The following is a 23,804-nucleotide window of genomic DNA, read 5'->3' on the forward strand; positions in this document are numbered from 1 at the left end:
AGCCCTGGCGGGCCCAAAGAGGCTAGCCCGCCAGGGCTTGAAGAAGACTGAAAGCGCAGCAGGAAACAGCGTGCCGACAGCCTGTGCGGCCCCGGCAGGCCCAAAACTAGCGCCCGGGCACGAGGTGATTCATTCCTCGAGCAGGGAGCGCAGCATCCAGGCCGTCTGCTCGTGCACGGCCAGACGCTGGGTCAGCAGATCGGCCGTGGGTTCGTCGCCGGCCTTGTCGGCCCGGGGGAAAAGCTGGCGCGCCGTGCGTGCCACGGCCTCGTGACCCTGCACCAGAATGCGCACCATCTCCAGGGCCTTGGGCGGCCGGGCCGGTGCATCGGGCAGGCTGGTGAGCTTGCCGAACTGGGCATAAGAGCCCGGCGCATGGTGGCCCAGCGCGCGGATGCGCTCGGCCACGGGATCGACCGCGTTCCACAGCTCGGTGTACTGTGCCATGAACATGGTGTGCAGCGTGTTGAACATGGGACCCGTGACGTTCCAGTGGAAGTTGTGCGTGGTCAGGTACAGCGTATAGGTATCGGCCAGCAGGGCCGACAGGCCCTTGGCGATGGCGGCGCGGTCCTCGTCGCTGATGCCGATGTGGATGCCGGTCGCGGGCGGCAGCGCCGCGGCCTCAGGCGCGGCGTCCGGCTTGTGTTTCTGCGCTTTGTCCTTGCCTTGCTTGGCCATGCTCTCACCTTTCAGGTTTAACGAATCCAGACTCCCGCGCCCGCTACTGTGCTTACTGCGTGAGACGCTGCACGCCCGGCAGCGGGCAGGCATAGACGGCATTGCGCAGCGCAGCGATGGCCTCGTAGCGCGTGAAGCTGCGGCGCCAGGCCAGCACCACCCGGCGGGTGGGTGGAGAGATGCCGTCTTCCTCGTGGATGGGCAGGTAGCGGATATGCGGCTCGTCGGACTTGCGACGGCGCTCGGTGGGCGCCAGCGCATCCTCGGGCACGGACAGGCGCGGCACCAGGGTCACGCCCATGCCGGCGGCCACCATATGCTTGATGGTTTCCAGCGACGAGCCTTCAAAGGTGCGGCGTATGCCTTCGGAATTGCTCGCATAGCGCGCGAACTCGGGGCAGACCTCCAGCACATGGTCACGAAAGCAATGGCCCGTGCCCAGCAGCAGCATGGTCTCGTTCTTGAGGTCGGTGGTGGACAGGCTTTTTCTCTCGGCCAGCGGGTGGGCGCTGGGAACGGCCGCCATAAAGGGCTCGTCGTACAGCGGCGCCAGCGCCAGGCCCGTGTCGGGGAAGGGCTCGGCCATGATGGCGCAGTCGATTTCGCCGGTGCGCAACATCTCCAGCAGCCTGATGGTGAAGTTCTCCTGCAGCATCAGCGGCATCTGGGGCGTCATGCGGATGGAGTTGCGCACCAGCTCGGGCAACAGATACGGGCCTATGGTGTAGATCACGCCCAGGGTCAGCACGCCAGACAGCGGGTCCTTGCCGCGTTTGGCGATTTCCTTGATTTCGTTGGCCTGCTCCAGCACGCTTTGCGCCTGCCGCACGATTTCCTCGCCCAGCGAGGTGACCGAAACCTCACCGGCGCTGCGCTCGAAGAGCTTGACGTCCAGCTCCTCCTCCAGCTTCTTGATGGCCACGGACAGCGTGGGCTGTGAGACATAGCAAGCCTCGGCAGCGCGGCCAAAGTGCTTTTCCCGCGCAACTGCCACGATGTACTTCAATTCGGTAAGGGTCATAGAGACTTTGTGATGGAGACCATCGAAAACAGCAATGTGTGATGCAATGCCCCGCCGCCTGTCCGCGAGACGCGGGGAATCTTCTGAGCAACCACTTGCATTCAACCACAGATTGCTGCAGTAAAAGAGTACAGAAATCCCGGGAAGCACCTCGCTATTTACCCTCTAAAACCGGCTGTGCGCCGAATTCAGGCCTTCAGGTATTCGGCCTTGCCGCCCAGCCAGCGGCTCACATGGCGGGCCGCCAGCACCGGGTGCCGCTCCAGCATGCGCGGAGCCAGCTCGCGCGCCCAGTCCAGCAGCAGCACATCCTGCTCCAGATCGGCAAAGCGCAGCATGGGAGCGCCCGACTGGCGCGCCCCCAGAAACTCGCCGGGGCCGCGGATTTCCAGATCGCGCCGCGCGATCTCGAAGCCGTCGTTGGTTTCGGCCATGGCGCGCAGCCTCTCCTTGCCGGTGTCGGACAGGCGGCCGTTGTCGTTGACCGAGTACAGCAGCACGCAGGCCGAGGCTGCGGCCCCACGCCCCACGCGGCCGCGCAGCTGGTGCAGCTGGGACAGGCCGAAGCGCTCCGAATGCTCGATGACCATCAGCGAGGCATTGGGCACGTCCACGCCGACCTCGATCACCGTGGTCGAGACCAGCACCCCCATGACGCCCGCGGTGAACAGCTCCATCACGGCCTTCTTCTCGGCCGTGGGCATGCGCGAATGCAGCAGGCCGACCATGACGCCGGGCAGCATCTCGCTCAAGTACTCATGGGTGGCCGTGGCGTTTGACAGGTCCAGCGCCTCGCTCTCCTCGATCAGCGGACAGACCCAATAGACCTGGCGCCCGCCGGCCACCTGGGCGCCTATGCGCTCTATGACCTCGTCCTTGCGGCTGTCGGAAATCAGCTTGGTGACGATGGGCGTGCGCCCCGGCGGCAGCTCGTCGATGGTGGAGACATCGAGGTCGGCGTAATAGCTCATGGCCAGCGTGCGCGGGATCGGCGTGGCGCTCATCATCAGCAGGTGCGGCTCCATTCCGCTGGCAGCCAATTTCTGCCGCAGCGCCAGGCGCTGGGCCACGCCGAAGCGGTGCTGCTCGTCGATCACGGCCAGCGCCAGATTCTTGAACTGCACCTGCTCCTGGATCACCGCATGCGTGCCCACGACCAGCGCCGCTTCTCCGCTTTCGACCAGCGCCAGCATCTCGGCGCGCTGCTTTTTCTTCTGCGCGCCGGCCAGCCAGGCCACCTTCTTGCCCAGCGGCGCCAGAATCGGCTCCAGCCAGCCGACCAGCTTGCCGAAATGCTGCTCGGCCAGGATCTCGGTGGGCGCCATCAGCGCGCACTGCCAGCCGGCCTCGATGCTGGCCACGGCCGATAGCGCGGCGACCACGGTCTTGCCCGAGCCCACATCGCCCTGCAGCAGGCGGTGCATGGGAATGCTGCGCTCCATATCGGTGCGGATCTCGCCCACCACGCGCTGCTGGGCGGCAGTCAGGCCAAACGGCAGCCGATCGAGAAAGCGCTGCGTGAGGTCCGCCATGCCCGGCTGCGGCTTGAGCACGGGCGCCCTGAGGCGCGCGCGCTCGCGCTTGGCTTCGTACTGCGACAGCTGCTGGGCCAGCAGTTCCTCGGCCTTGAGCCTCTGCCAGGCAGGATGGGAATGGTCCTCCAGCGTGACCAGGGCCACATCGGGCGTAGGATGATGCAAAAAGGTGAGCGCATGGCGCAGGTCATACGCAGGCTGCAATCCGTTTTGGCCATGGAACTGTGCCAAGGGCGGCTGCTCGCCCGGCGGCAGGGTCTCGGACAGATCGGCCCTGAGCAGGGCCGTGGCGATGGCGCGGCGCAGATAGGCCTGGGGCAGGCTGGCCGTGGCCGGATATACCGGCGTCAGAGCCGTGGGCAGCTCGCCGCCCGCCACACGGAAGGCGGGGTGCATCATCTGCCTTCCCCAGAAACCGCCCTTGACCTCGCCGCGGATACGCAGGCGCGCCCCCACGGCCATGGTCTTTTGCTGCGAGGGGTAGAAACTGAAAAAAGTCAGCACGCATTCGGCCGTGCCGTCATCGACCGTGACCTTGAGCATGCGCCGGGGGCGCAGCTGCACCTCGCTGTGGGTGACCGTGGCCTCGATCTGCACGGTCTCGCCGTCGCGTGCGCTCTTGAGCGCCACGATGCGGGTCTCGTCCTCGTAGCGCAGCGGCAGATGCAGGGCCAGGTCGATGTCGCGCGTCAGCCCCATTTTCTGCAGCGCCTGCTGGGCCGGGCTGGGAGCTTTCTTGCTCGCGGCATCCGGCGCCGGGGCTGCATCTTTTTTGGCCGCACCCGCTTTGGCCGCAGCGCGCTTGCCCCCCGTCGACAGCGGTGGGTTCGAGGCAGCAAAAGCGGGAGAGGACATGGGCCGGGCAATCTCCTGACTGGGGGCTGCGCAACGCAGCCCATGGCAGCGGGCATGAATAGTGTATGAATATACAGCCATTTTCAGCAACCACCCAGGCTGCACAGCCCTGAAGCCAGCGCCGCTACCGGCGATTTGAGACAATTGCCCACTTGTTTGATTGAACTTGGAACGGGCCCCGTACGGCCCTCAAGCCCTGCATGTCTTCCTGCCCCCGAGAATTCACGCTCAGCGATTTCGACTTTGAACTGCCCGAAACGCTGATTGCCCAGCATCCCACCGCCGTTCGCAGCGCCTCGCGCCTGCTCGATGGCCGCAATCTCCCCCCCACCGACCGTATCTTCCGCGAGCTGCCCGATCTGCTGCAGCCCGGGGATCTGCTGGTCTTCAATGACACCAAGGTGCTCAAGGCCCGCATCTTTGGCGAGAAGGCCAGCGGCGGCAAGCTGGAGCTGCTGGTGGAGCGCGTGCTGACCGGCAATGAGGTCGTGGCCCATATGCGGGTCAGCAAGAAGCCCCTGCCCGGCGCCAAGATTCATCTGTGCGGCGGCCTCAGGAATGGCGGCTTCGATGCCGAGCTGCTGGGCCGCTGGCCCAACGAGGATGGCCCGCTGTTCCGCCTGGCGCTGACCGGCGCGCAGGGCGAGACGCCTTACGAGCTCATGGAGCAGTTCGGCCACCTGCCGCTGCCGCCCTATATAGAGCGCCAGCAGGACAGCGGCGCGGACCCCGACGAAAAGGAAGACAGCGAGCGCTACCAGACCGTGTTCGCGGCACAGCCGGGTGCCGTGGCCGCGCCGACGGCGGCCCTGCACTTCGACGAATCCGTGCTTGCCGCCCTGGAAGCCAAGGGCGTGGAGCGCGCCAATGTCACCCTGCATGTGGGCGCCGGCACCTTCCAGCCCGTGAAGACGGAAAGCCTGGCCGAGCACCAGATGCACAGCGAGTGGTACGACATACCGCTGTCCACCCTGGCCGCGCTGGAGCGCTGCCGCCAGCGCGGCGGCCGCGTCGTGGCCGTGGGCACCACCACCGTGCGCACGCTGGAATCCTGGGCCAAGTACGGCCATATCACGGGCAACACCAGCATCTTCATCACGCCCGGTTTCGAGTTCCAGGTCGTGGACCTGCTGGTGACCAATTTCCACCTGCCCAAGAGCACGCTCATGATGCTGGTCAGCGCCTTCTCGGGCTACGAGAAGATCATGGCGCTGTACCGCCACGCGATTGCGCAGCACTACCGCTTTTTCAGCTATGGAGACTCGATGCTGCTGGAGCGCAAGAGCGAGATACCTACAATGCCATAGCTCTGCAACCGTTGGCAAACAATTGCTCATCAATTCTTGCCAAGTTGATGAGCCTTCCCAAACCGAATGGTGATAGATTCCGCCGATGCACAACAACCACCCCGCATCCCCCGACCTCTCCGCCCCCGCTGCAGATGAGGAAATTGATCTGCTTGGTCTGCTCGTCACACTCGCCGAACATTGGAAGCTGCTGATCCTGGGACCTATCGTCATGGGGTTTGCTGCATTTGCTATCAGTTTTGCATTACCCAAGACCTATACCAGTACCTCTACGCTGGCGGTGGAGCGCCCCGGCTCTGCACTCTCGGCACCGGTGGCAGCCAGCATGGCGCTGTCTGCCGACGTTTTTCACCAGATTGCGCCAGCCGCAGGACTGGACAGCGGCCTGACGGCCGAGGAAATACGAAAAAAGCTGAGCAAACGCATTTCGGTCACCGTGGGCAAGCAGGATAAGTTGCTTACGATAGAAACACAGGCAAGAACCCCGGAGGCCGCGCAAAAGCTCAACACGGCGCTACTCGAAGCCCTGTATCCTCTGACCCAACCCAAAGGGGTGGAAAAGAAACAGCTTGAAATGCAGCTGACCGGCGAGAAAAAACGGTTTGTGGAAACCTCCAGCTTGGAACTGCAGACCGCAGCGCTACTGGCCTCCGGCAAGGTAGTCTCGGAAGCGACCAGTCGGTTGTATGGCGAGCTGCTGGTTGCCAATAGCGCCCGCCAGAAAACCATTGCAGATCTGGAAATGCGCCTGGAAGGCCTGAATCAGGGTGATATCGTGCAGCAGCCCACTCTGCCCGAAGAAGAGATCAAGCCCAAGAAGCCGATGATTGCGATTGGCGCAGCCATCTTCACGGGCTTGGCCCTGCTGATCTTTGTCTTTGCACGCCAAGCGCTACGCAGCGCTCAGCAAAGCTCCCCCGAGCAAGCTGAAAAAATCGCACGCATCCGCCGCGCATTGCCTTTTTGCTCCTGAAAACCAGGCAACGCCAAATAAAAAGCCCGCAACTGCGGGCTTTTTATTGCCGACTCGCTTCGGCAACACGGAGAACAGCTCAATAGCCGTGCTGCTGCCTGAACTCCCGCGCCTTGCCGAAGTGCCCGTTGCCGATAAAAGGCACGGGAGGGCGCAGGGCTGATAGCGGTGAAGGGTGGTTGCTGGTCAACACCAGATGCCCTCGGTCCCGGGGGATGAAGACGCGCTTGGACTGCGCATGCGAGCCCCAGAGCATAAAGACCGTGGGCCGACCCTGCTCCGCCACATGGCGGATGATGGCGTCGGTCAGCTCTTCCCAGCCGCGCTTGGCGTGGCTGGCGGCCTGCCCCTCCTCCACGGTCAGACAGGTGTTGAGCAGCAGGACGCCATGCTCCGCCCAGCCCACCAGACTGCCGCCGGGCTGCGGGAATGGCGGAAAAGAGGTGCCCAGATCGCGCTGCATTTCCTTGAAGATGTTCTGCAGCGAGGGCGGCAGGCGCACGCCCGAGGCCACGGAAAAAGCCAGGCCCTCGGCCTGGCCGCGGCCATGGTAGGGGTCCTGTCCCAGGATGACGACGCGCACCTCTTCGGGCGGCGTCAGCGCCAGCGCCCGCAGCGGCTTGGGCGGAAAGATCACCGCCCCGGCATCCAGTCTTTGCTGCAGAAAGTGCAGCAGCTCCTGCCCCTTGGAGCCCGTAAAAAAAGCATCGACCAAGGCCTGCCAGCCCGGGGCCACGGGCCATTGCGCGGGATCGGCGCTGGTCAATTGGGTCTGGGCTGAATCGCCTGCGTTCAGGCTCGGGCTTGCATGGTTCATACCGTGATTCTCGCAATATCCTGCGGGCCCCGAAGCTTCAGGCCCCACGCCGCTGGCCGCCACACCGGTGGTCGGCTCAAAATACCTGATTTCAGTGAGTGACACCGCCTCGCCATTTGCAAAGAATGGCCTCCAATACGGCTGATCGCTCAAGCCGAAACGGAGCTATCCATGCATCAATCCGCTGCCATCCATTCGGTCCCGTCAAGCAATACCTTCCTCTCCGGTGCTCGCCCCTTCAGCCTGGGGCCGCGAGGCTTCAGGTTTGCGGGCTGGGAGCTGCGCCTGCGCTCGCGCAGCCTCATCGGCCCCAAGGGCCAGGAGGTCGGCCTCACCAAGACCGAGTTCGAGCTGCTGCTGGCCCTGCTCAAGCGTCCCAGGCAGGTCATGAGCCGTGAGCAGATCATGAATCTGACCCAGGCCGAAGACGAAATCTACGACCGCGCCATCGATGTGCAGATGCTGCGCCTGCGCCGCAAGGTGGAGCCGTCGGGCAGCGCCCCGGCCCTGCTCAAGACCAAGCGCGGCGCCGGCTATTTTCTCGACGCCGATGTGCAGACGCTGATGTAATCCGGCGCTCGCGGCCTGGGCCGTGCTTCAGCGCGCGAACAGCTTGGCCAGGGCCTCGCCGGGTTCGGGGGCGCGCATAAAGGCCTCGCCCACGAGGAAGGCATTGACGCCGGCATCGCGCATGGTCTTGACGTCGTCCCGGGTCAGGATACCCGACTCGGTGACCAGCAGACGGTCGGCGGGCACGCTCTTCTGCAGCTCCAGCGTGGTCGCTATGTGCACTTCGAAATTGCGCAGATTGCGGTTGTTGATGCCCACCAGAGGGGTCTTGAGCTTCAAGGCGCGCTCCAGCTCCTGGGCATCGTGCACCTCGACCAGCACGGCCATGTCCAGGCTCAGTGCGATCTGCTCCATCTCGGCCATCTGAGCATCGTCCAGGCAGGCCGCGATCAGCAGCACGCAGTCGGCGCCGATGGAGCGCGATTCGTAGATCTGATAGGGGTCGACCATGAAGTCCTTGCGCAGCACGGGCAGCAGGCAGCTGGCGCGCGCCTGCTTGAGATAGTCGATGCTGCCCTGGAAAAACTGCTTGTCGGTGAGCACGGACAGGCAGGCCGCGCTGACCTCGCCGTCGCCCATGGCATAGCTCTGGGCAATGTCGGCAGGAATGAAGTTGGAGCGGATCACGCCCTTGCTGGGGCTGGCCTTCTTCACTTCGGCGATCACGCCGGCCTGGCCGGCCGCGATCTTGGCACGCAGCGCGCCCACGAAATCGCGCGTGAGCACGCGGCTTTCGGCGTCGCGGCGCACCTCCTCCAGGGGCAGGCGCTTCTTGGCGGCGGCCACTTCCTGGACCTTGACGTCGCAGATTTTCTTCAAGATGTCAGACATGGGATTCCTTTCACGGCTTGCTCCAACCCGGCTGGTGCAAGACGCTCCCCTTGGGGACTATCCTTGCATCGGCCGGTTGGCGCAGGCCCTAGTTTGATTCTGTGCCGGGCTGCGCCTCGCGCGCAGACTCTGGGGCGGGGGAGCGCACCACCTTCATGATGATGCGGTGCATGACGATGCCGACCGCGATGAACAAGGCGGAGACGCCCAGCACGATCCAGGTGGAAGCATCGTTCCAGATCGGCGCGTCGAGCAGGCTCATGGCGGGCTCAGGCCTGGGCTTGCGTATGGGCGACCAGCTCATGGAGCTTGGCCAGCGCCGCGCCGCTGTCCAGCGCCGCCTGGGCGCGGCTCAGGCCGTCCTCGATGCTGGAGGCCACATTGGCCGCATACAGGGCCGCGCCCGCGTTCAGGCAGACGATGTCGCGCGCGGCGCTCCGGTCGCCGCCCAGAATGCCCAGCAGCACGGCCTTGGACTCCTCGGGGTTCTCGACCTTGAAGGCACGCGTGCCCACCATGCGCAGGCCGAAGTCCTCGGGATGGATCTCGTACTCGCGCACCACGCCGTCCTTGAGCTCGCCCACCAGCGTGCCCGCGCCCAGGCTGATCTCGTCGAGGCCGTCGCGGCCATAGACCACGATGGCATGCTCGGCGCCCAGGCGCTGCAGCGCGCGCACCTGGATGCCGACCAGATCCTCGTGGAACACGCCCATGAGGATATTGGGCGCGCCGGCCGGGTTGGTCAGCGGCCCCAGGATGTTGAAGATGGTGCGCACGCCCAGCTCCTTGCGCACGGGCGCCACGTTCTTCATGGCCGGATGGTGGTTGGGCGCGAACATAAAGCCTATGCCCACGTCGCGTATGCAGTCGGCGATCTGCGCGGAATCGAGGTTGATGTTCACGCCCAGCGCCTCCATGGCATCGGCGCTGCCGCTCTTGCTGCTGACGCTGCGCCCGCCGTGCTTGCTGACCTTGCCCCCCGCCGCCGCGATCACGAAGGTGGAGCAGGTGGAGATGTTGAAGGTGTTGGCGCCGTCGCCGCCCGTGCCCACGATGTCCACCAGGTGGGTCTTGTCGTGCACATTGACCTTGTTGGAGAACTCGCGCATCACCTGGGCCGCGGCCGAGATCTCGCCTATGGTTTCCTTCTTCACGCGCAGGCCCGTGAGGATGGCGGCCGTCATCACCGGCGAGAGCTCGCCGCGCATGATCATGCGCATCAGGTGCAGCATCTCGTCGTGGAAGATTTCGCGGTGCTCGATGGTGCGCTGCAGCGCTTCCTGGGGAGTGATCATTGCAATATCTCTCTATGCTTTTAGGAGCTGCTTGCGCCTGTTCTGTCTCGATTACCTATGGTTTTCATTTTTCAACCAAGAGATGACAGGCGCCGGAAGCTATTGATTAATGAGTGAATCCCGGTTCAGTTCTGCTCGAGAAAGTTCTTCAGCATGGCATGGCCGTGCTCGGTCAGGATGCTCTCGGGGTGGAACTGCAGACCCTCGATGGCCAGCGTCTTGTGCCGCACGCCCTGGATCTCGCCGTCCTCGCTGGTGGCCGTGATCTCCAGGCAGTCGGGCAGCGTGCTCCTGTCTATCACCAGGGAATGGTAGCGGTTGACCGTGAACTCCCTGGGCAGGCCCGCAAACGCGCCCTTCTGGTCGGTGCTGATGACGCTGGTCTTGCCATGCATCTGCCGGCCCGCGCGGATGATGTCGCCGCCAAAGGCCGCACCAATGCTTTGGTGGCCCAGGCAGACGCCCAGAATCGGCAGCTTGCCCGCGAAATGCCGGATCGCCGCCACCGAGATGCCGGCCTCGGCCGGCGAGCAGGGGCCCGGCGAAATCACCAGGCGCTCTATGCCCTCGCGCGCGATCAGCGCCTCCACCTCGGCCACCGTGGTCTCGTCGTTGCGCACCACGGTCACCTCGGCACCCAGCTCGCCAAAGTACTGGACGATGTTGTAGGTGAAGCTGTCGTAGTTGTCGATCATCAGGAGCTTCATGCTTGCTCTCCGGAAGAGGGTTCAAGGTCCAGTCCGCTCGTTCCCGCACGCAAGCGCGCAAACTCGCGGTGCTCGTAGGCAATGCAGGCCTCCATGAGATCGCGGTAGACGGCCTCCATCACATCGGGCTGGCCGCCCTCCTGTTCGCAGCGCTCGCGCACGCGCTGCACGATGGCGGCTATGCGCGCCTCGTCGCGCACCTGGTTCACATCACCCTTGATGCGCGCGGCCTGCTGCATATAGCCGATGCGCGTGACCAGCAGCGGCACCAGCACGTCGTCCAGCGCATTCACCTGGCGGCGCACGTCTTCCATGGTGGTGCAGTGCTGCACCAGATCGATAGCTTTGCTCATTCCAATCCCTCTTCCACCAGTTCGGCGGCGCGCAGCAAGGCACGGGCCTTGTGCTCGGTTTCCTTCCACTCCAGCTCCGGCACGGAGTCGGCCACCACGCCGGCCGAGGCCTGCACATAGAGCATTCCGTCCTTGATCACGCCGGTGCGTATGGCGATGGCCAGATCCATGTCGCCCGCAAAGCTCAGATAGCCGCAGGCGCCGCCATAGATGCCGCGCTTGGTGGGTTCGAGCCGGTCGATGATCTCCATGGCATGCACCTTGGGCGCACCCGTCAGCGTGCCTGCGGGGAAGGTGGCCTTGAACACATCCATGCTGTCCATGCCGTCCTGCAAAATGCCTTCCACATTGCTCACGATGTGCATGACGTGGCTGTAGCGCTCCACCGCAAAGGCCTCGGTCACCTTGACCGTGCCGGTCTTGGCAATGCGACCGATATCGTTGCGCGCCAGGTCAATCAGCATCACATGCTCGGCACGTTCCTTGGGGTCGGCCACCAGCTCCTTCTCGGTGACCTTGTCGGCCTCGGGCGTGGCGCCGCGCGCTCGCGTGCCGGCCAACGGGCGGATGGTGATCTTCTGGCCCTCGGGCGTGCGCTCCTGGCGCACCAGGATCTCGGGGCTGGCTCCCACCACATGGAAGTCGCCCAGGTGGTAGAAGTACATATAGGGGCTGGGGTTGAGCGAGCGCAGCGCGCGGTACAGCGACAGCGGCGAGGCCGTGAAGCGCTTGTGGATGCGCTGACCCACCTGCACCTGCATGAAGTCGCCCGCGGCGATCAGCTCCTTGGCCTGCTGCACGGCGGCCAGATAGTCCTGCTTGTCAAAGCTGCGCTGGGCCGGGTGGCTTTCGCCGGCGCGGATCTGCGGCGCGCTGACCGAGTAGCGCAACTGGTCCTTGAGCTGGCGCAGCCGCTTCTTGGCGCGCGTATAGGCTTCGGGCTCGCCGGGGTTGGCGTAGACGATGAGATAGAGCTTGCCCGAGAGGTTGTCGATGACGGCCACCTCCTCGCACTGCAGCAGCATGATGTCGGGCGTGCCCAGGGAATCGGGCGGGCAGGAGGCTTCGAGCTTTTTCTCGATGTAGCGCACGGCGTCGTAGCCGAAGTAGCCGGCCAGGCCGCCACAAAAGCGCGGCAGGCCGGGCGTGAGCGCCACCTTGAAGCGCTTCTGGTAGGCGGCGATGAAGTCCAGCGGATTGCCGCTGGCCGTCTCCACCACCTGGCCGTCGCTCACGACTTCGGTGCGGGCCTGCTCGCCGAAGCCGCTGGCGCGTACAAAGCTGCGCGCCGGCAGGCCGATGAAGCTGTAGCGGCCGAAGCGCTCGCCGCCCACCACGGACTCCAGCAGAAAGCTGTACTTGCCGTCGCCATTCGCATGGGCGAGCTTGAGATAGAGGGACAGCGGGGTTTCGAGGTCGGCAAAGGCCTCGATCAGCAGCGGGATGCGGTTATAGCCCTGGGCCGCAAGAGATTTGAATTCCAGTTCCGTGATCACGGGTAAAACTCCGGGAGTCATGGCGCATGGCTCGCCTGCCGGGCATGGGGTTAAGGCAGGTGACGCGAAAGCTTGCGTGGGAGATGCGCCGGTTCATTCCAATTGGCCCAGGAGCATGCAAATGCATGTGAGGCCGCGGGTGCACGCCGGGCTCGTGCCGGAGTGCTTTAGCAGTTCATATGGGCAGGCTTACGCCAGGGCCAGGCTCCCCGGTCTCCACAACCTGCAATGAACGTGCGATGAATGAACATGATGCGGGCAAGTGTAGCGCATCAAGGCCGACCATGGGAGGCCGGCCGCCGGCACGGCCTAGTAGCTGCCCGAATTGCTGCGCCTGGCCGCAGGTTCCAAGATGCCAAGCCTCGCCCCATCACAACAAGGCCGCAGGCCACAGCAACCACGGGGCCGGAGGAGACCACCATGTCGGAACGTTTTTTCTGTCGCGGCGCAGCCGCCTGGGCCCTGGCGGCCAGCCTGCTGTGCGGCGCCGCGGCCGCGCAGGCCCAGGGCAGCCCGCCCTCGCTCACCATCCAGGGCGTGAGCTATCCATCCACCATACAGTCGCGGGGCAAGACGCTGGAGCTCAACGGCGCGGGCACGCGCTACAAGGCGATCTTCAAGGTCTATACCGCGGGACTGTACCTGGAGAAGCCCGCGCGCAACCTGCAGGAGATAGAGGCGCTCAAAGGTCCGAAACGCATCAGCGTGACCATGCTGCGCGACATTGATTCGGCCGAGCTCGGCAAGCTGTTTGCACGCGGCATGGAAGACAATATGGAACGCGCGGCGTTCTCCAAGCTGATTCCCGGCGTGATCCGCATGAGCGACATCTTCACGCAAAACAAGAAGCTGCTGGCCGGCGAGAACTTCACGGTGGACTGGATTCCCGGCCAGGGCACTCTGGTCACCGTCAAGGGCCAGCTCCAGGGCGAGCCTTTCAAGGAGCCCGAATTCTTCATGGCCCTGCTGGGCATCTGGCTGGGGCCACATCCGGCCGACGAGCAGCTCAAGAAGGCGCTGCTCGGCGAGAGCTCCTGAAGTCCCGGCTACTGCGGCTCGAGCAGATCACGGTAGTAGCCGGGCAGCGCGAACAGCGCGCCGTGCACCTGGGCGTTGTAGTACTGCAGATCCCCGACCCCGCGCCGCGCCAGGCGCTCGGCCACCTGCTGCGCGGACAGGGCCGCGGGGTCCAGGCTGTCGGAGGCCACGGCCAGCCCCCAGTAGGCGCCGTACAGCGGGATGTAGAGGCCGTAGCAACGCACCACGGCAAACTGCTCGCGCAGGCTGCGCGCCAGCTCCGCCACCTGCGGGCCGTGAAACACCGGGCTGCCCAGGTGCAGCACCAGGGCCCCGCCCCGCGCCAGCACGCGCCGCATGCGCTGCAGCGAGGCCGGCGAATACAGGCCTTGGGCCGGCGTATCGGGGTCGGTCAGGTCCATCAGCACCAGGTCGAAGCGCTCTTCGGTGCTATCGACCAGGGCCATGCCGTCGCCTATGCAGAGCTGCACGCGCTCATCGTCGAGCGCGCCGCGGTGCACGGCCTGCAGATGCTGGCGTGCGCACTGCACCACGGCCTCATCGAGCTCGGCCAGCACCACGCGCTCCAGCCCATGCTTAAGCAGTTCCTCGGCCGCACCGCCGTCGCCCCCACCCAGAATCAAGGCCTGGCGCGGCGCCCCATGCGCGGTCGCGGCCGGGTGCACCAGCGCCTCGTGATAGAAGAACTCCTCGCGCTCCGAGGTCATGAAGCGCTGATCCAGGCGCAGCACCTTGCCGAACTGCGGCGTGTGCAGCAGCTCCAGCTGCTGGAAGGCGGTCTGCCGCAGCTCGCAGGGCCGGGCCAGATAGCCGAAGCGCGCATGCGGCGCCAGCTGCTCCATCACCCATTGCGGCTCGGGCTCCGGATCCCGGCCGGCCGCCGCCGGGCCGATATCGCCGCGCATCAGCTGCTGGCGCACCACACGGGCCGGCGCATAGGCGGCGATCACGCCCTCCATCAGGGCTCTGGCCTTGTCCGAGTTGTCGTCCGAGAAATTGCACACATAGACGTCGACGGTGACGCTGCCGGTCTCGGGCCAGGTGTGGATGGCCAGATGCGACTCGGCCAGCAGCACCGTGCCGGTCACGCCTCCGGGCTGCCCCTCATAGGGCGGGAACTTGACCCATTTGTCGTCCACCAAGGTCAGTCCCGAGGCCAGAGTCTGCTCGCGGCACAGACTGGCGATGGCCTCGGCTTCGAGCATGTAGCGCTCGTGGCCCGCGCATTGGTAAAGATCGGCGGTCAGATGCAGTCCGTGCATGTGGCTTGGGTCCTCCTTGATTCCAGGCCGGACACGGTTCCGGCGCCGGCGACACAAAGCCGACGACTCTAGCAAACAGACTTATCCGCACCTTTTCCTGCCAGATTGGCTGGCAAAACCCGACATCAAACGGCAAGCTGCTCCAGGCTGTCCAGATGTGCGGCGGCCGCCACGGCGGCTATGGGCTGGCCGTGGTTATAGCCATAGGTCATGAGCACCACGGGGCAACCCGCGGCCTCGGCGGCCTGGGCGTCGTTGCTCGAGTCGCCCACCATCAGCGTGCGCGCGGGCTGGCTGGCCAGCGCCGCGCAGGTCTTGAGCAGCGGCATGGGATCGGGTTTCTTGCGCTCGAAGGAATCGCCGCCGAACACCTGGTCGAAGAAGCCGTCCAGTCCCTTGGACGCCAGCAGCGGCCGCGCGAACGACAGCGGCTTATTGGTCAGGCAGGCCATGCGCAGGCCGCGCGCCCTGAGCGCCTGCAGGCCCTCGCGCACGCCCGGATAGACGTCGGCAAACTGGCCGTTGATCTGCAGATAGTGATGCTCGTAGCGCTGCCAGGCCCGGGTATAGAGCTCGTCCACCCTGGACGCACCGGCATCGCCGAGTACATGGCCGAGCACCGAGCGGATCAGATGCTCGGAGCCCTTGCCCACCATCTGCTCTATGGTCTGGGGCGCGATGGCGGGCAACTGCAGATCGGCCAGCATGCGATTGAGGGCCTCGGCGAAATCGCCCAGCGTATTCACCATGGTGCCGTCGAGGTCCACCATCACGGCATCGATTTCCAAGGGCTGGCGGGCAGCGGGCAGATTCAGTTGCATGACTATCAATTCAATAGCTGCCGGCGCCGTTCGCACATACGCCAGCAAGCAAAAACACCGAAAGCCCGCAGCGCATGGGCCAGCAGGCTATTCACTCGAGCTGGCAGTTCAGGCGGCCAGCGCTGCGTGCATCTGGTCGATCACGGCCTTGTAATCGGGCTTGCCGAAGATGGCGCTGCCGGCCACGAAGGTGTCGGCACCGGCATCGGCCACGGCGCGGATATTGCTTTCCTTGATGCCGCCGTCGACTTCCAGGCGGATATCCTTGCCCGAAGCCTCGATGCGCTTGCGCGCCGCCTCGACCTTGCGCAGCGTGCTGTCGATGAAACTCTGGCCGCCGAAGCCCGGGTTCACGCTCATCAGCAGGATCAGGTCGATGTCGTCGATCACCCAGTCCAGCACGTCCAGCGGCATCGCGGGGTTGAAGGTCAGGCCGGCCTTGCAGCCATGGGCCTTGATGTTCTGGATGCTGCGGTGCAAATGCGACGAGGCATCGGGGTGGAAGCTGATGTAGTCGGCGCCCGCCTTGGCAAAGGCCGTGGCCAGCTCGTCCACGGGCTGGATCATCAGGTGCACGTCGATGGGCACGGGCCGGCCGTCGGGCGTCACGGCGTGGGGCTTGAGCGCCTGGCAAATCATGGGGCCGAAGGTCAGGTTCGGCACATAGTGATTGTCCATCACGTCGAAATGGATCCAGTCGGCACCGGCGGCGATGACGTTGCGCACTTCTTCGCCCAAACGAGCGAAGTCGGCTGACAGGATGGAAGGGGCAATGCGGTAGGTGGGGCTCATGAGGTGCGATTGTCGCAGTTACCATTGCACCATGCCGATGAACGAGTTTCTGGTCCAAGTCCAGCCCGCCTACCTGCCCGAGCAGTCCGCTCCGGCCGCAGGCGTCTATGTGTTTTCCTACACCATCACCGTCACCAACACGGGCGACGTGCCCGCGCAGCTGATCGCGCGGCACTGGATCATCACCAACGAACTGGGCCATGTCGAGGAGGTCAAGGGCCTGGGCGTGGTGGGTCGCCAGCCGCTGCTGCAGCCGGGCGAGTCCTTCGAATACACCAGCGGCTGCCAGCTGCGCACGCCCACGGGCACCATGCAGGGCAGCTATCTGTGCGTGAATCATGAAGGCGACATCTTCAGCTGCGAGATTCCGCTGTTCGTGCTGCAGATGGACGAGTCCGGCGACATCATGCCCACGCCCGAAAAGCGCACCCTGCACTGATGCGCGCTGCTCCCCATTTTCCTGACGGCCGCCAGGCAGCGGCCCGCATAGACCACGCATGAAGCGAACCACTTCCGACCTGGAGGGCCTGCTCGCCGAGCTCAACCCCGACGCCGACCTGGCCCAGAGACATTTGTGGCTGATCCATCTGTTCGAATGGATACGCGCACCCAAGCCTTCGACCGATCTGGCCGTGGAGCGCGTGCGCACCCTGGTCGAGATCTTCGAGGCCCGCCCCGAGGCGCGTGCGCGCCTGCAGGCCTGGTGGCAGAAGCTGATCTCCACGGTGGACATCACGGCGCTGCTGGCCGACTTCGGCTTTGCGCCGCGCACGGCCATGATGAGCGAGCTGGCCGAGCGCATGCGCTACAAGCTGCTGCCCAGCACGCCCGAGACCTTCGATGCCTCCGAGCTGTTCATGCTGGCCATGCCCGACGAGTTCGATGCGCGCTGGCTGCACTCCCTGGACGCCGAGCTGATGCAGCGCGTGACGCTGCTGCTCGCGCCGCCGCAGGAAAACGCCCTCAGCCTCTGGGAAACCAGCCTGCTGGACGCCATCACCTACTGCGCCGGCCAGATTCTCTCCAGCGGCTTCGCGCCCGAGCTGCGCCTGCGCATGAGCGAAAAGGACCGCGAGGAAAAGCCCTTCCACGCCCTGATCCACGATGTGGAGAACCTGCGCGTGGAGGTGCTGCTGCCGCTGCGCACCACCGAAAGGCGGGACGCCGCCGCGGCCCGGCTGCGCGAGCGCCTCGACGCCTGCCGCGCGGCCGTGGCCTCGGTCTATTCCTACTTCGAGGCCGAGGGCATTTCCGTGGGCCTGGTGTTCCGCCTGCGCCAGCTGCGCGCGCGCATTCTGCGCGTGCGGCGTCTGCTGGACTGCCTGCTGGCCGAGAACCGCGCCTACGAGACCTCGGAGCTGATGGCCAATCTGGTCTCCGTGGGCATAGAGCGGCGCAGCGTGCGCGCCCTGCTGTCCACCAACACCTCGCTGCTGGCCGCCAAGGTGGCCGAGCGCAGCGCCGAGACCGGCGAGCACTACATCACGCGCAATGCCAGCGAGTACCGCCAGATGCTGGCCCAGGCCGCGGGCGGCGGGCTGATGATGGCCTTCACCACGCTGGCCAAGTTCGCGCTCTATGCGCTGGGCCTGTCGGTGTTCTGGGGCGGCATGGCCGCGGGCCTGAACTACGCGCTCAGCTTCGTGCTGATCCAGTTGCTGCACTTCACGGTGGCCACCAAGCAGCCGGCCATGACGGCGCCCGCCATGGCCGCCAAGCTCAAGGACGTCCCCACCGACGCCTCGATACAGGAATTCGTGGACGAGGTCGCCAACCTGGTGCGCTCGCAGGTGGCGGCCATTCTGGGCAATGTGCTGGTGGTGTTTCCGGCTTCGCTGGCCCTGGCCCTGGGCTTTGCCAGGCTGGCCGACCACACCGCGCTGTCTCCGGCCCACGCCACGGCGGTGCTGGAGTCGCTGAGCCTGCTCGGCCCCTCGCTGCTGTTTGCTGCCTTTACCGGCGTGCTGCTGTTCACCAGCAGCCTGATCGCCGGCGGCGTGGAGAACTGGTTCGTGCTGCGCAACATCGATTCGGTGATCCGCTACAACCCCGGCATCACGGGCTTTCTGGGCCGCTCGCGTGCGGACCGCTGGGCGCGCTTTCTGCGCAAGAACATCTCCGGCCTGGCGGCCAATGTCTCGCTGGGCCTGATGCTGGGCCTGGTGCCGGCCTTCGCGGCCTTCTTCGGCCTGGGCCTCGAGGTGCGCCACGTCACGCTGTCCACGGGCCAGATCGGCGTGGCCATGGCCTCGCTGGGCTGGGAGGTGCTGCACTCCAATCTGCTGTGGTGGGCCGTGGCCATGCTGCCGCTCAACGCGGCGCTCAATGTGGGCGTGAGCTTTTACCTGGCCTTCCGCGTAGCCCTGCGCGCGCACAACGTCGGCAGCGTGGAGCGCTCGCGCATCTACCAGGCCATCCGCCAGCGCCTGTGGCGCAAGCCGCTGAGCTTTTTCTGGCCCTGAGCGCCCGGCGGGCATGGACGGGCATCACTAAAATGCCGTGATACCCGCCCGCCAATGCCGTCCGGCAGCTTCGCCGCCCCGTCATTTCCGGGCGCCTTCGTCCGCATTTCAGCTCCGGCCGTCTCCATGCCCATCGCCATCGAGCCCACGGGAAAAGCCCACATCATCACCCTGCAGGGGCAGGTGAACAGCTCCAATGCCGCCACCGTGGAGGCCGAGCTGCTGCATATCCTGCAGACCGGCGCCAGAAACGTGCTGCTGGGCATGACGGATCTCAGCGACATCTCCGGCGCCGGCCTGCGCGTGGTCGTGGTGCTGGCCAAGCGCCTCAGACAGACGGGCGGCAAGCTGGTGATCTACGGCATGCAGCCCCAGGTGCGCGAAGTCTTTGACCTCTGCGGCTTTCTGGCCGTACTCAATGTGGCCGCCACCCGCGCCGAGGCGCTGGAGCAGTTTTGACCAAAGTCCAAGCGGCCGCTGCGGCCAGTGAATCCATGGGTGAATTTGATCTGATCCGTCGCTATTTCCAGCGCCCAGCGCGCCGCGCCGCGCTGGGCGTGGGCGACGACTGCGCACTGCTGGCGCCGGCTCCCGGCATGCAGCTGGCGATTTCCTGCGACATGCTGGTCGAAGGGCGCCACTTCTTTGCCGATGTCCGGCCGCGCCTGCTGGGCCACAAGGCTCTGGCCGTGAACCTCAGCGATCTGGCGGCCAGCGGTGCCAGACCTCTGGCCTTTACCCTGGCCATCTCCTTGCCGCGCGCCGATGAAACCTGGATCGGCGAATTCGCCGCGGGCCTGCTGGAGCTGGCCGACCAGCATGACTGCGAGCTGATAGGCGGCGACACCACGGGCGGGCCGCTCAATATCAGCATCACCGTATTCGGCGAAGTGCCCTCCGGCCAGGCCTTGCTGCGCAGCGGAGCCCAACCCGGCGACGAGATCTGGGTTAGCGGCCATCTGGGCGATGCGCGCCTGGCGCTGGTGGCGCTGCAAGGCCATATCCGCCTGCCCGCGGCCTTGCTGGAGCAGGCCCGGCAGCGGCTGGAGACCCCCACGCCGAGAGTGGCCCTGGGCCTGGCGCTACGCGGCATCGCCAGCAGCGCGCTGGATGTGAGCGACGGGCTGCTGGGCGATCTGGGCCATATTCTCGAGCTGTCCCGGGTGGGCGCCACGGTGGACAGCCGCCTTGCCCTGCCTCTGATGGCCGCAGCCGCCTATCCAGCCACCGCCTCTTGGCGGCTGGAGGCCGAGCTGCAGCAGCAGTGCACGCTGGCCGGCGGCGACGATTACGAGCTGTGCTTTACCGCACCCGCGGCACGCCATGCGGCGGTGCTGGCCGCGGGCGCTGCCAGCAACACGCCCGTCACCTGCATAGGCCGCATCGAGGCCCAAGCCGGCCTGCGCGTGATAGGTGCGGACGGCGCGCTGCTGCAGCCGCACTGGAAGTCCTTCGACCACTTCGACGCGGATTGAACCCGGGCGGCCGCCTGCGCCGTGCAGACGGACCGCCGCGTATCATTGCGCCATGACCGAAGACTCTTCAGAGCAAGCCTCAAATCCGGCCAAAGCGCAGATGGAATCTGCGCCGCAAGCTATCAATAAAAAAGCCGACGCAACCAGCAGTTCTGCGGGTCTCGCACACCCGGGCGTGAAGTTCATGCTGCAGCACCCGGCCCACCTGATCGCCTTCGGTTTCGGCTCTGGCCTGTCGCGCATCGCTCCCGGCACCGTGGGAACGCTCTGGGCCTGGCTGGCCTATCTGGTGCTGCAGCTGTGGCTGGACAAAACCCAGCTGGGCTGGCTGATTGCCGCCAGCCTTCCCCTAGGCTGGTGGGCCTGCACCGTGACCGCCCGGCATATGCGCGTGGCCGACCCCGGCCATGTGGTCTGGGACGAGGTCGTGGCCATGTGGCTCATTCTCTGGCTGACCATGCCCATGGGCTTCTGGGGCCAGCTGCTGTGCTTTGCGGTGTTCCGCTTTTTCGATGCCGTCAAACCCCAGCCCGTCAAATGGGCGGACCGCCTGTTCAAAGGCTTCGGGCCGCGCGGCGGCTGGGGCATCATGTGGGATGACCTGGTGGCGGCCTTCTGCTCGTTGCTGGCGATTGCGCTCTGGCGGCATTTCTTCGGCACCTGAGCCGCACCCCAGAGATTCGAGAGGAGAACGCCATGGCCGCAGAACCCCCAGGCATTGACGAGCTGGTCCGGCAGCTGGCGGCCAGACTCGGCAACAAGGGCTGGATGCTGGCCACGGCCGAGAGCTGCACGGGCGGCATGATTGCCGCGGCCTGCACCGATCTGGCGGGCTCCAGCGACTGGTTCGAGCGCGGTTTCGTGACCTACTCCAACGCGGCCAAGACCGAGATGCTGGGCGTGCCCACCGCCATGATCGCCGAGCATGGCGCCGTCAGCGAGGCCGTGGCGCGCGCCATGGCCGAGGGCGCGGTTCGCCGCTCGGGCGCGCAGGTCAGCATGGCGGTGACGGGGATTGCCGGGCCCGGCGGCGGGTCGGCCGAGAAGCCCGTGGGGACGGTCTGGTTCGGCTGGTGCGTGAACGCCGAGGTTCAGGCCCATGCGCTGCTGCTCAAAGGGAGCCGCGCGGAGGTGCGCCAGTCATCCGTGCGCCATGCGCTGCAACAGCTGCTCAAGCTCATAGGCGGCTGACGACCTCAGTACACCAGCTGCGGCTGCAGGCCGCAGCTGAGCTGTGCACCGACCCCCGTCTGGGCCAGATCTATGCCCAGGCCCTTGACCAGCACATTGACCAGCGGATCCAGCAGCGGAGACAGCAAGCCCTGGACAATACCTTGCAGCAGACCGAGCAGGCCGCTCAGCACCGCGCTCACGACCTGGAGAAGCGCCTGAATCCCGCCGGGACTGGCCCGGGGATCATTGGGCAGGGGCTGCAGCAGATTCAGGCTGCTAACGGTAGCCCCCAGGCTACCCACAATATTGTTGGCCGATAGCGCTTGCCACAAAGGACTGTCTGCCAGGCGCGGAGGGTTGTCGAAGGTGAATTGCGGGTCCGTATTCGCGGCCACGGGGGTGTCGACCTTGATGCCCAGCCCGCCAAAATACTGGGGCGTGCGCTTGCCAAAGCCATCGCACCCTATGCAGTCCAGGCGCAGCACCGGCAGGGCCGAATTCTGGAGTGGCGCCTTGCTGCCGAAAGCCTGGCTCTTGGCCTCATCCAGGGAGTTGCCCAAACGACCCAGGTGAATATCGGCCGCCGCCGTGCGTGCATTCGTCACCAGCTTTTTGCTGCCCGCATCGCAGCTGTAATCCGTCACATAGGCCTGACCTCCGCCAAGGTCCAGGCTCAGATCCAGCCGGCTTGGTGGCGGCAGAATCGTCATATCGGCATAGCCGTTCACATTGCCAAGCAACAGGTTCACCGCTGCGATGAGCGGGGACAAGGGTTTGAGCAGGGCATCCACGGTCTGGAACAGGCCGCCCAGCACCGGAGACTCCACGGTGGCCAGCACACGCACCTGTGCGGTACGCACGTAGATGCGATCGGCGCCCAGCGGGCTGAGCTTGGCTCTGGCCGGGTCCCCCACGGACGACATCTGCGGCGGCTCCATCACCTTGGCGAAGACGTTGAGATTCACCAGGCCGGGAATGGGCACGGCCACGGCCGCAGACGCCGCGCTGTTGCCGTTGCCGACCTGTATGAAGCCCTGCACCAGATCGAAGGCATTCAGGCCCAGGTCCAGCGCCGAGGAGTCCAGCCCCGTCTGCAGATTGAGCAGCTGCGAAAGCTTGAGCGTCAATGCCGGGGCGCCCAGAGCGGCCGTCGCCAGCTGATTGAGAGCCTGCAGCGTCACGCTGGCGGTGCTTGCGCTTTGCTGCACGGCGTCCACCATGGTCTGCAGCAGCACGCCCACGGTCACATCGGCGTTGAGCAGCTGATCGTAGTTGCCGGCCTGGACGCCCAGGCGCGGGGCCAGCAGGTTCAGAAACTGCAGCAGATTGACCTGGGTGCCCAGCAGCCCGTTCCAGCCCAGCGCATCGAGTTTGATATTGGCGCCCAGCAGGCCGCCCAGAAGCGTATTCAGAAGCGCCGATTGCGTGGTGTCGACCTGCAGCAAGGTGGTGCGGATGGTCAGGGCCGCGGCCGGCTGAGGGCGCCAGGCCACGGCCTTGGCGCTCACCAATCTGGAGTTGTTTCCCCCGGCATCCCAGATGAAAAAAAAAGGCACGCTCCGGCTCAGTTGCACCCGGCTGGCGTTGAAAGGGTTCTGCCCTGCCGCAAACATATCGCTGGCCGTGGCACCCGCGCGGCTCTTGCTCCAGTTGCCGCACTCGACGGCCAGCTCCTGGGGCCTGGCTCCATTCTGGGTGGCGTTCTGCTGCGCGCTGCCCGCACAGTCCTGCATGCGGGTCACGGACGCTCCGGCCAGCGCCGCCAGATCCGCGATCTTCTGCAGCTCCCGCTTCTGCCAGAACACATTGCCGATATCGATGGTCGCCAGGCAGATCACGGCCACCATCAGCCATAGCGCCCCCAGAGCGGCGACCGAGCCGGACTGGCGGCGCGCCTTGGCAGGGCCGGGGCCTGTAGCACAGGATCGCATGCGGATTCGTCTCGAGGCAGCCGCTCAGCGGCCTCCCGATTTAGGTCCCAGCAGGGCATCGGAGCTTGCGGGAATCTTGTGGGTAAAGCTCTCCAGATAGCGCTGGTAGCTGCGCTGGGCCACATCGCTGGTCACGGGATAGGCATTGCGCGATGCGGCCTGGCCGCCGGCCTGCAGCGCCAGCAGATAGCTGGTGGCATCGCCCACGCGATTGCCGGGACCGGGTGTTGCGGCCTGCGCGGCAGCCGGCACCTGGATCACGGCGGACTGCGCCGCTGCTGGAGCTGGCGCATCGGCAGCCGCCTGGGCCCGGACTGGCTGCGGCAACACCGCGCAGCCCACCGCCACAAAAAACAGAGCCTGAAATGCTTGCAGGTTTATGCGTCTCGCATGGTTGGCCTTCATGTTC

At 65.6% G+C, this 23,804-nt stretch carries 25 protein-coding genes; 10 read left to right on the top strand and 15 right to left on the bottom strand.

Translation table 11 applies throughout. From position 1 onward, the window contains the following. Positions 1 to 129 precede the first annotated feature (129 nt). The 3 genes from AB6724_RS14165 to recG form a co-directional block, all read right to left on the bottom strand. Positions 130 to 681, bottom strand: coding sequence for a Dps family protein (locus tag AB6724_RS14165; RefSeq protein ID WP_369339168.1), 552 nt, complete (start codon positions 679 to 681; stop codon positions 130 to 132). 52 nt (positions 682 to 733) lie between these two features. Beyond that, a complete protein-coding gene (locus tag AB6724_RS14170) occupies positions 734 to 1,702 on the bottom strand; it encodes a LysR substrate-binding domain-containing protein (protein WP_369339169.1) in 969 nt (322 codons plus the stop codon). Positions 1,703 to 1,890: 188 nt separating this feature from the next. Next, positions 1,891 to 4,092, bottom strand: coding sequence for an ATP-dependent DNA helicase RecG (gene recG, locus AB6724_RS14175; protein WP_369339170.1), 2,202 nt, complete (start codon positions 4,090 to 4,092; stop codon positions 1,891 to 1,893). Between the two features lie 200 nt (positions 4,093 to 4,292). On the opposite strand from recG, the gene queA reads away from it, so the two are divergent. Both queA and AB6724_RS14185 read left to right on the top strand, forming a co-directional pair. Next, the gene (gene queA / locus AB6724_RS14180; RefSeq protein ID WP_369339171.1) at positions 4,293 to 5,399 is read left to right on the top strand and encodes a tRNA preQ1(34) S-adenosylmethionine ribosyltransferase-isomerase QueA; all 1,107 of its coding nucleotides are present in this window, start codon (positions 4,293 to 4,295) and stop codon (positions 5,397 to 5,399) included. An 85-nt stretch (positions 5,400 to 5,484) separates the two neighbouring features. Further along, entirely contained in the window at positions 5,485 to 6,372 is an 888-nt protein-coding gene (locus AB6724_RS14185) for a Wzz/FepE/Etk N-terminal domain-containing protein (protein WP_369339172.1), read from the top strand. Positions 6,373 to 6,451: 79 nt separating this feature from the next. Here the strand turns inward: AB6724_RS14185 and AB6724_RS14190 are convergent, their stop codons facing one another. Next, positions 6,452 to 7,189: a uracil-DNA glycosylase gene (locus tag AB6724_RS14190; RefSeq protein WP_369339173.1), complete on the bottom strand. Its 738-nt coding sequence runs from the start codon at positions 7,187 to 7,189 to the stop codon at positions 6,452 to 6,454. A 171-nt stretch (positions 7,190 to 7,360) separates the two neighbouring features. On the opposite strand from AB6724_RS14190, the gene AB6724_RS14195 reads away from it, so the two are divergent. Next, the gene (locus AB6724_RS14195) at positions 7,361 to 7,759 is read left to right on the top strand and encodes a winged helix-turn-helix domain-containing protein (protein ID WP_369339174.1); all 399 of its coding nucleotides are present in this window, start codon (positions 7,361 to 7,363) and stop codon (positions 7,757 to 7,759) included. A 27-nt stretch (positions 7,760 to 7,786) separates the two neighbouring features. On the opposite strand, the gene trpC is transcribed toward AB6724_RS14195, so the two are convergent. The 6 genes from trpC to trpE all read right to left on the bottom strand — a co-directional run bounded on the left by trpC (position 7,787) and on the right by trpE (position 12,441). Next, on the bottom strand, positions 7,787 to 8,590 hold the full coding sequence (gene trpC / locus AB6724_RS14200) for an indole-3-glycerol phosphate synthase TrpC (protein ID WP_369339175.1): 804 nt from the start codon (positions 8,588 to 8,590) through the stop codon (positions 7,787 to 7,789). Positions 8,591 to 8,678: 88 nt separating this feature from the next. Continuing rightward, positions 8,679 to 8,852, bottom strand: coding sequence for a hypothetical protein (locus AB6724_RS14205; RefSeq protein ID WP_369339176.1), 174 nt, complete (start codon positions 8,850 to 8,852; stop codon positions 8,679 to 8,681). 7 nt (positions 8,853 to 8,859) lie between these two features. After that, complete coding sequence (trpD, locus tag AB6724_RS14210) at positions 8,860 to 9,891, bottom strand: anthranilate phosphoribosyltransferase (protein ID WP_369339240.1); 1,032 nt, start codon at positions 9,889 to 9,891, stop codon at positions 8,860 to 8,862. Between the two features lie 119 nt (positions 9,892 to 10,010). Then, complete coding sequence (locus AB6724_RS14215) at positions 10,011 to 10,592, bottom strand: anthranilate synthase component II (RefSeq protein ID WP_369339177.1); 582 nt, start codon at positions 10,590 to 10,592, stop codon at positions 10,011 to 10,013. Then, positions 10,589 to 10,945: a chorismate mutase gene (locus AB6724_RS14220; protein ID WP_369339178.1), complete on the bottom strand. Its 357-nt coding sequence runs from the start codon at positions 10,943 to 10,945 to the stop codon at positions 10,589 to 10,591. Before AB6724_RS14220 ends, AB6724_RS14215 begins: the two co-directional genes overlap by 4 nt. Further along, a complete protein-coding gene (gene trpE, locus AB6724_RS14225; RefSeq protein ID WP_369339179.1) occupies positions 10,942 to 12,441 on the bottom strand; it encodes an anthranilate synthase component I in 1,500 nt (499 codons plus the stop codon). Before trpE ends, AB6724_RS14220 begins: the two co-directional genes overlap by 4 nt. Before the next feature lie 420 nt (positions 12,442 to 12,861). On the opposite strand from trpE, the gene AB6724_RS14230 reads away from it, so the two are divergent. Then, positions 12,862 to 13,479, top strand: a complete 618-nt coding sequence (locus AB6724_RS14230; protein ID WP_369339180.1) for a chalcone isomerase family protein — start codon at positions 12,862 to 12,864, stop codon at positions 13,477 to 13,479. 8 nt (positions 13,480 to 13,487) lie between these two features. Here the strand turns inward: AB6724_RS14230 and speE are convergent, their stop codons facing one another. The 3 genes from speE to rpe all read right to left on the bottom strand — a co-directional run bounded on the left by speE (position 13,488) and on the right by rpe (position 16,354). Beyond that, positions 13,488 to 14,741 carry a polyamine aminopropyltransferase gene (gene speE, locus AB6724_RS14235; RefSeq protein WP_369339181.1) on the bottom strand — a complete coding sequence of 418 codons (1,254 nt, stop codon included), beginning with the start codon at positions 14,739 to 14,741 and terminating at the stop codon, positions 13,488 to 13,490. Positions 14,742 to 14,866: 125 nt separating this feature from the next. After that, entirely contained in the window at positions 14,867 to 15,562 is a 696-nt protein-coding gene (gph, locus tag AB6724_RS14240) for a phosphoglycolate phosphatase (protein ID WP_369339182.1), read from the bottom strand. A gap of 108 nt (positions 15,563 to 15,670) precedes the next feature. Next, on the bottom strand, positions 15,671 to 16,354 hold the full coding sequence (gene rpe, locus AB6724_RS14245) for a ribulose-phosphate 3-epimerase (RefSeq protein WP_369339183.1): 684 nt from the start codon (positions 16,352 to 16,354) through the stop codon (positions 15,671 to 15,673). A 31-nt stretch (positions 16,355 to 16,385) separates the two neighbouring features. On the opposite strand from rpe, the gene apaG reads away from it, so the two are divergent. The 6 genes from apaG (at position 16,386) to AB6724_RS14275 (ending at position 21,482) form a co-directional block, all read left to right on the top strand. After that, positions 16,386 to 16,793, top strand: coding sequence for a Co2+/Mg2+ efflux facilitator ApaG/CorD (gene apaG, locus AB6724_RS14250; protein ID WP_369339184.1), 408 nt, complete (start codon positions 16,386 to 16,388; stop codon positions 16,791 to 16,793). 58 nt (positions 16,794 to 16,851) lie between these two features. Next, positions 16,852 to 18,816, top strand: a complete 1,965-nt coding sequence (gene tlpB, locus AB6724_RS14255) for a transporter-like protein TlpB (RefSeq protein WP_369339185.1) — start codon at positions 16,852 to 16,854, stop codon at positions 18,814 to 18,816. A gap of 126 nt (positions 18,817 to 18,942) precedes the next feature. Beyond that, a complete protein-coding gene (locus AB6724_RS14260) occupies positions 18,943 to 19,275 on the top strand; it encodes an STAS domain-containing protein (RefSeq protein ID WP_369339186.1) in 333 nt (110 codons plus the stop codon). A 35-nt stretch (positions 19,276 to 19,310) separates the two neighbouring features. After that, positions 19,311 to 20,291, top strand: a complete 981-nt coding sequence (thiL, locus tag AB6724_RS14265) for a thiamine-phosphate kinase (RefSeq protein ID WP_369339241.1) — start codon at positions 19,311 to 19,313, stop codon at positions 20,289 to 20,291. A gap of 52 nt (positions 20,292 to 20,343) precedes the next feature. Continuing rightward, a complete protein-coding gene (locus AB6724_RS14270; RefSeq protein WP_369339187.1) occupies positions 20,344 to 20,955 on the top strand; it encodes a phosphatidylglycerophosphatase A family protein in 612 nt (203 codons plus the stop codon). 32 nt (positions 20,956 to 20,987) lie between these two features. Beyond that, positions 20,988 to 21,482, top strand: coding sequence for a CinA family protein (locus AB6724_RS14275; RefSeq protein WP_369339188.1), 495 nt, complete (start codon positions 20,988 to 20,990; stop codon positions 21,480 to 21,482). Positions 21,483 to 21,487: 5 nt separating this feature from the next. On the opposite strand, the gene AB6724_RS14280 is transcribed toward AB6724_RS14275, so the two are convergent. Beyond that, positions 21,488 to 23,395 (bottom strand): TadG family pilus assembly protein, encoded by a 1,908-nt coding sequence (locus AB6724_RS14280; protein ID WP_369339189.1) that lies wholly within the window; start codon positions 23,393 to 23,395, stop codon positions 21,488 to 21,490. Positions 23,396 to 23,419: 24 nt separating this feature from the next. Next, positions 23,420 to 23,800, bottom strand: a complete 381-nt coding sequence (locus AB6724_RS14285; RefSeq protein ID WP_369339190.1) for a DUF3613 domain-containing protein — start codon at positions 23,798 to 23,800, stop codon at positions 23,420 to 23,422. Positions 23,801 to 23,804 lie beyond the last annotated feature (4 nt).

Source organism: Comamonas guangdongensis, from assembly GCF_041079535.1.
Taxonomy (GTDB): domain Bacteria; phylum Pseudomonadota; class Gammaproteobacteria; order Burkholderiales; family Burkholderiaceae_C; genus Comamonas; species Comamonas guangdongensis.